Source organism: Actinomycetospora sp. 2LY8.5 (assembly GCF_057180585.1).
In genome coordinates this window covers 82,932-90,323 of sequence record NZ_JBXUHE010000031.1, presented here as the reverse complement: position 1 = coordinate 90,323, position 7,392 = coordinate 82,932, and the positions used below count along the sequence as shown (strand labels likewise).

The window sequence follows — 7,392 nt, the reverse complement described above, 5'->3', positions numbered from 1 at the left end:
CAACCAGGCCAACACCGGCAGCACCGGCGGCGGGGTCAACCAGGCCAACACCGGCAGCACCGGCGGCGGGGTCAACCAGGCCAACACCGGCAGCACCGGCGGCGGGGTCAACCAGGCCAACACCGGCGGCGGCACTGGCGTGAACCAGGCCAACACCGGCAGCGGCGGGGTCAACCAGGCCAACACCGGCGGCGGCGGCGGGGTCAACCAGGCCAACACCGGCGGCGGCGGCGGGGTCAACCAGGCCAACACGGGCGGCGGGGCCGGGGTCAACCAGGCCAACACGGGCGGCGGGGCCGGGGTCAACCAGGCCAACACGGGCGGCGGCGCTGGCGTGAACCAGGCCAACACGGGTGGGGCCGGCGGCGTGAACCAGGCCAACACCGGTGCCGGTGGCGGCGGGGTCAACCAGGCCAACACGGGCGGCGGCGCTGGCGTGAACCAGGCCAACACGGGTGGCGGCGCTGGCGTGAACCAGGCCAACACCGGCGGCGCCGGCGGCGGGGTCAACCAGGCCAACACGGGTGGCGGCGCCGGGGTCAACCAGGCCAACACCGGCGGCGGGGTCAACCAGGCCAACACCGGCGGCACCGGCGGCGTCAACCAGGCCAACACCGGCGGCACCGGCGGCGTCAACCAGGCCAACACCGGCGGCACCGGCGGCACCGGCGGCGGGGTCAACCAGGCCAACACCGGCAGCACCGGCGGCGTCAACCAGGCCAACACCGGCAGCACCGGCGGCGTCAACCAGGCCAACACCGGCAGCACCGGCGGCGTCAACCAGGCCAACACCGGCAGCACCGGCGGCGTCAACCAGGCCAACACCGGCGGCACCGGTGGCGTCAACCAGGCCAACACCGGCGGCGGCGGCGGGGTCAACCAGGCCAACACCGGCAGCCAGGGCGGGGTCAACCAGGCCAACGCGGGCGGGCCCGGCACGGTCCCGGGCGCCCAGGCCGGCACGAACCAGGCGGCCAGCACCGCCGGGCCCGGCCAGTTCAACGCGGGTGCAGCTCCGGCCAACACCGGCCTCGACGCCGGTGCTGCCACGGCAGGCGGCGTCGCAGGCGGCCTGGCCGGCGGTGCGGCCGGCGGCGCGGCCGGGGCAGGGACCGCGGGATTCCTGGCGGAGACCGACCCGTTCGACGAGGGCCCGGCGGTCACGCAGGTCGAGCCCGCCTCGGCCGGCGGGGTCCGCCTCCCCGACGGGAACTGGCAGTACCCGGACGGCAGCACGACGCAGATGGGCAGCCAGGTCCCGGCGCCCGAGACCTCCGGGGAGACCGGTGGTTCGAGCGAGGGCGGGGACACGGGGGACCTGGCGAACCAGCCGGGAACCGTCCCCGGCGATCTCATCCCCGACTCGGGCTCAATCTTCAACGGTGGCGGGACGCAACCGACCGGCCCCGGTGTCGGGTCGATCGGCGGCGAGCCGCCGGCGGCGAGCAACGGCGACCCGTTCGGCGAGGCGCCGCAGGTCGCGCAGCCGACCAACACGGGCGTCGTCGGGCCCACCTCCGAGGGCACCGACACCGGCTGGTCGGGCTCGTCGTCCGACGGCGGTGCCGGTGACCACTTCGGTGGCGGTACCGCTCCGGACAGCGGCTCCTCGATCAGCGACACCGACAGCAGCGACAGCAGCTACGACAGTGACAGCAGCTCGGCGAGCTCGTCGCACTCGGACAGCTACGACAGCGGCAGCAGCTACGACAGTGACAGCAGCAGTGACAGCGGCGGTCGCGAGAGCGACGGCGGTGGCTACGAGAGCGGCGGCGGCCACTCCGGCGGCGGGCACGAGAGCGCCGGGTCGTCGGACAGCGGCGGCGGCTCGGACGACGGCGGCAGCTCGGGCGGCGAGCACCACGCCGGCTGACCGCCACCCGTCGATGACCTGATCTGAGAAAGGAGACCGATGTCCGGACAGCAGGCGCCGAGCGCAGCCGCCGGCCACGCCCTGGAGACCCTCGACATGACCGTCAAGGGAGCCAAAGCGTACGAGCGAGAGGATCTCGCGGACCGGCTGACCCGCGCTCGGCGCCTGCTGACGGAATCCACCATCACCGTCCACGTGGTGGGGGAGTTCAAGCAGGGTAAGAGCTCGTTGATCAACGCCCTGCTCACCGCCCCGATCTGCCCCGTCGACGACGACATCGCGACCGCGGTGCCGACCGAGGTGCGCTACGCCTCCGAGGTCAGCGCGAGCGCGACCTTCGCGTCGGCGCCCGGATCGGGAGGCCCGGGATGGACGGAGGCGATCCCCCCGTCGGACATCGCCTCCTATGTCTCGGAGGCCGGCAACCCCGGCAACGACCGCAAGCTGAAGGCCGTCACGGTGGGCATCGACCGCCCCCTGCTCTCCGGGGGACTCGTGCTCATCGACACCCCGGGCGTCGGTGGTCTGGGCTCGGTGCACAACGCGACCACGATCGGGTCCCTGCCCCAGTCCCACGCGGTGCTGTTCGTCAGCGACGCGTCGCAGGAGCTCACGTTCGCGGAGCTGCGGTTCCTGCGGACGGTACAGGAGCTGTGCCCGAACGTGATCATGATTCTCACCAAGACCGACCTGTACCCGCACTGGACGCGCATCCGCGACCTCAACCAGAACCACCTGCGCCGCGCAGGCGTCGACATCGAGATCCTCCCGGTGTCCTCGGAGATCCGGCAGATCGCCGCCCGGTCGGCGGACAAGGACCTCAACAACGAGTCCGGCTTCCCGATCCTCGTCCGGCGGCTGCACGAGATCATCGCCGGCGCCGAACGACTCGCGCTGGATGCCACCATCACCCACGTCGTTCGGGCGCTGGACCAGATGGACATCGCGGTCGCCGCCCGGCGCGACGCGCTCGTCGACCCGGCGAACGCGGCCCGGATCGTCGACGGGCTGCAACGCACCAAGGAACGCGCCGACGCCCTGCGCGAGCGCTCCTCGAAGTGGCAGCTCGTGCTCCAGGACGGGTTCGCCGACATCAACTCCGACATCGAGCACGACCTGCGCACGCGCTCGCGCACGGTCCTGCACGAGGCCGAGGCCGCCATCGACGCGGGAGACCCGGCGAAGAACTGGACCGAGTTCGAGGAGTGGTTGCGCCAACGGCTCGCGGGCGAGGCCCTCGAGAACTACGCGATGTTCGTGCGGCGCGCCAAGGAGGTCGCCGTCCAGGTCGGGGAGCACTTCGAGCTGGCCGAGTCCCAGATCGTCACCGCCCGCGACGTCTCCGCGCCGATCGAGAAGCTGCGCGACTTCAGCGTCGACTCCGCGTTCGTCGAGAAGAAGGCCAAGGGCGCCGGGCTCGCCGCGATGCAGAAGGGCTACGGCGGTGTCCTGATGTTCACCCTGCTGCCCTCCATGCTCGGGCTCGCGGTCCCGCTGCCGGTCGGTCTGGCCGCCGGTGCGCTGATCGGCGGCTTCGGCTACAAGGAGCAGCGCAAGCAGCAGCTCGAGCGCCGGCGCGGCGACGCCAAGAACACCGTCCGGCGCTTCGTCGACGAGTTCAACCTCCAGATCGGCAAGGACTCCCGCGACGCCATCCGGCACGTGCAGCGCGAGCTGCGGAACGCGTGGTCGGACCGGGTCAGCGAGCTGCAGCGCTCCGCCGCCGACGGCCTTGCAGCGGCGCAGAAGGCCGTCCAGAGCAGCGAATCGGACGCCAGCACCCGCGAGCGCATCGAGGCCGACGTGAAGTCGATGGCGATGCTGCGCGCCCGCGTCGCCGACGTGCAGGCCCACCTCGAGCGCGCCCAGCAGGCGGTCGAGAGGGCCCAGGCCGAGCAGCGGGCCCGTGACCTGGCCGCCAAGGCCGCGTCCGCCGGCGCCCCCGAGCCGTCCGCCGCCGGGACCGCCGGATGACCGCCGGTCCGCCCCCTGCTCCGTCACTGATCAACCGGGTCCGCGGCCTCGTCCACCGGGCGTGCCAGATCTACGGCGGCGGTCCGGCGCTGCCCGACCTGCACGCCGCCGCCGGCCGGCTCGACGAGCCGCTGCGCGTGGCCCTGGCCGGGCGGGTGAAGGCGGGGAAATCGACGCTGCTCAACGCGCTCGTCGGCCAGGAGCTGGCCGCCACCGACGCCGGGGAGTGCACCCGGATCGTCACGTGGTTCCGCGACGGACACACCTATCGGGTCATGGCCCACTCGCGGCAGGGCCCACCCCGCCAGCTCCCCCCGGGCCCGACCGGCGGACTGCTGGACATCGATCTCGGCGGGATGCGCGCCGAGGACGTCGAGCGGCTCGTCGTGGACTGGCCTTCCCCCGCGCTGCGCGCGATGACGTTGATCGACACCCCGGGCATGGGCTCGCTCAGCACGGAGCTCTCCCGCAAGACGGAGAGCACGCTGGGTGCCTCGGCCGAGGACGACGACGGGACCGAGCCGCGGGCGTCGGAGGCCGACGCCGTCGTCTACCTGATGCGCCACGTGCACGCCGCCGACGTCCGGTTCCTGGAGGCGTTCCGCGACGACCCGGCCGAGCGGCGTCCGATCAACACCCTGGGCGTGCTCGCCCGGGCCGACGAGGTCGGCCACGGCCGCCCGGACGCGCTGGAGAGCGCGGCGAAGATCGCCGCACGATACCGCGACGACCCGCGCGTGCGGGCGCTGTGCCAGACCGTGATGCCGGTCGCCGGGCTGCTGGCGGTGACGGCGGCGACGCTGCGCGAGGACGAGTTCCGCGCGATGAACGTCCTCGCCGAGGCCCCGGAGGCGGAGGTCGAGCGCCTCCTGCTCACCGCCGACCGCTTCGCCAACGCGGAGACCGAGATCGGCCTCGAGCCCGCCCGACGGGCCGCGCTGCTCGACCGCTACGGCATGTTCGGCATCCGGCTCTCGTTGCGGCTGATCCACAGCGGCGTCGCCACCACGGCCGGCGCCCTGTCGCGGGAGTTGCTCACCCGCAGCGGCCTCGTCCCACTGCGCGAGGCCCTGGTGAGCCGCTTCGCCGGCCGCGCGGACGTGCTGAAGGCGCGCTCAGCGCTGCTGGCTACCGAGTCGGTCCTGCGGCGATGGCCGTTCCCGGCGGCCGACGGCATCCGCCGCGAGCTCGAAGTGATCAGCTCCGGCGCGCACGAGTTCGCCGAGGTCCGCCTGCTCGACTCGCTGCGGGGCGGGGCGCTCATGCTCACCCCGCAGGAGCGCGCCGACGCGGAACGGCTGCTCGGCAACGACGGCGTCGGCACCGAGGTCCGCCTCGGCGTGCCGGAGGGTGCCCCGCAGCCCGAGGTCCGGCGTGCCGCCCAGGCGTCGCTCTCGCAGTGGCAGCGGCGCGCCGAGCACCCGGCGTCGGCACGCGACGTCCGCGAGGCCGCGCGGGTCCTGGTCCGCACCAGCGAGGGCCTGCTGCTCGGCGCGATGCAGGGCGACGGCGCCGGGACGGGATCGGCGATGAGTAACCACGCGACCGACCCCATGAGCAACCGGAGCTCGACCGGGTGGCCGGACCGAGTAGTCGACTGCTCATGACCACCGCCGCCCGGCCAGCGATGGTGGTCACATGAGCGCATCCACCGGGAGCCGACCGCCGGCCGGCATGCCCGCGCACCTGTGGGAGCTCGCCAAGCGCGACGTCCGCGGTGCCGTCCCGGAGCGGGTGCGCAACGCGGTCGACAACGGCGCGAGCGCGCCCGCCGCGATCCGCGCGATCGCCCGGCGCGCCGCCACCACGAGCGCGGCCCTCGGGGCGGGCGCGGCGGCGGCCGCCTTCGGTGTCGCCACCGCCGGCGCGGAGACGCCCGTCGACCTCGCGAGCTTCGACGGCGCCGTGCCGCCCCCGGACACCGGCCCGGGCCTCGCCGATCTCCAGGAGCCCGGCGGCGCGAACGGCGCCGGCGGCCCGGACGCGTCCGGTCACGGCGGCACGGGGGGCGACGGCGGCGGAGCCGGCTACACGGCGTCGCAGAGCACGTACGGCGACACCGCCGACGGACCGGTGTCCGCGGGTCTCGGCTCGACCTTCCAGGTCCAGGACGGCGACGCCCCGGGCCCCGAGCACACCCTCACCGTCTCGATCTTCCAGGACGTCACCGTCGTGGAGACCGCCGACGGCAACTTCCAGGTCGACGCCTACCAGTACATCGTCATCAGCGACAGCCAGGGCAACGAGTACACGTTCATCCAGCACTACCAGGTCACCGTGCCCGACCCGCCCGGGCAGGAGACCGACCTGCTCATCCACGAGACCGGGCGTGTCCACATCGTCGAGAACCCCGACGGCAGCTTCACCCCGGTCAGCGTCGACTACGGCATCTCCGTGACCGTCGGCGCCGACGGCGACGGCCGCGACGAGATCGGGATCCGGCAGGAGGGGTCGGTCCGCGTCGACGAGCACGGCCGGCCGGACCCGCGCGACACGACGGTGGGCATCGGGAACCGCGCCACGACCGAGAGCCACGACACCGGCGACGAGGCGCTCTCCGGGATCAACCAGAGCACCCAGCTGCCCGGGGCGTTCGACGAGGACGGCAACGCCGCTCCCATCAACCAGTCCACCGACTACGACCCGGACATCGAGGCGAACGGCTCGAACACGACCGGCACCTCCGGCTCGTACGGTCCCGGCGGCTCCAGCACGACGTCGACCACCGGGAGCGGCGCGTCGAGCTCCTCCAGCTCGTCCAGCACGCCGGGCGGCTCCTCCAGCTCCACCAGCTCCACCAGCTTCCCCAGCTCGTCCGGCACCCCGACCACCACGCCCGGGACCCCCACCACCGTTCCGGCCACCACCGTTCCGGCCACCACCGTCCCCACCACCGGCGGCCCGGTCGTCGCGACCGGCGCGGCCACGGCCCCCGCGACCAGCGGACCGGGGGCCGCCGAGTCCGGCGGCCTCGGCCTCGGCGCGCACGCGGGCACGGGTGCCGCGGTCGGTGGGGGCGCGATCGCCCTCGGTGACACGCTCGGTGGCCCGGCCGTCCCGTCCGGGCCGGTCGTACCCCTCGCGAGCTCGCTCACGCCGACGCCGACGCCGGGCCCGATCGCTGTCGACCCCGGTCACGGCCCGCCGGCCGAGGTGTTCGGCGGCCCGGGCCCGGGCCCGGCGGGACCGGTCGACCCGTTCGGGGAGCACCCCCCGACGACCGAGGCGCCGCCGTTCCAGCCGCCCGTGAGCACGCCGGGCGGGGCGGACGGCACCGGCACGGAGAGCAGCTCCACGCACACCGGCGGCGACGGAGATCCGCAGGTCAGCCACGGCACGAGTGGTTCGGGCGGCGAGGAGTCGGACTTCGGTAACGACGACAGAGGCTCGGGCGAAGCCGTTCACGAGACCGCCGGACAGAGCACGAGCCACGAGGACGCCGGTCACGAAGCGGCCGGATCGGAGCTCGACGCGGACGGGCACGACGGCGGGGCGTCGACCGACGGCTCCGACCACGTCGCGCTCACCCACTGACAGGTCTCCGG

Annotated in this window: 3 protein-coding genes and 1 pseudogene; all 4 read left to right on the top strand. The window is 74.1% G+C overall.

Annotation, left to right across the window (positions count from 1 at the left end; all coding sequences use genetic code 11):
- A pseudogene (locus tag AC2A1K_RS26295) lies at window positions 1–1,873 on the top strand (hypothetical protein); the annotation flags it as partial.
- A gap of 39 nt (window positions 1,874–1,912) precedes the next feature.
- Window positions 1,913–3,847: a dynamin family protein gene (locus AC2A1K_RS26290; RefSeq protein WP_483899293.1), complete on the top strand. Its 1,935-nt coding sequence runs from the start codon at window positions 1,913–1,915 to the stop codon at window positions 3,845–3,847.
- Window positions 3,844–5,454, top strand: a complete 1,611-nt coding sequence (locus AC2A1K_RS26285; RefSeq protein WP_483899292.1) for a dynamin family protein — start codon at window positions 3,844–3,846, stop codon at window positions 5,452–5,454. The genes AC2A1K_RS26290 and AC2A1K_RS26285 overlap by 4 nt, the downstream gene beginning before the upstream one ends.
- A gap of 31 nt (window positions 5,455–5,485) precedes the next feature.
- Window positions 5,486–7,381, top strand: coding sequence for a hypothetical protein (locus AC2A1K_RS26280; protein ID WP_483899291.1), 1,896 nt, complete (start codon window positions 5,486–5,488; stop codon window positions 7,379–7,381).
- Window positions 7,382–7,392: the final 11 nt, after the last annotated feature.

Bases quoted from the DNA above. Each gene is read 5' to 3' on its own strand.
- AC2A1K_RS26290 (WP_483899293.1), top strand. From the start codon at position 1,913: ATGTCCGGACAGCAGGCGCCGAGCGCAGCCGCCGGCCACGCCCTGGAG.
- AC2A1K_RS26285 (WP_483899292.1), top strand. From the start codon at position 3,844: ATGACCGCCGGTCCGCCCCCTGCTCCGTCACTGATCAACCGGGTCCGC.
- AC2A1K_RS26280 (WP_483899291.1), top strand. From the start codon at position 5,486: ATGAGCGCATCCACCGGGAGCCGACCGCCGGCCGGCATGCCCGCGCAC.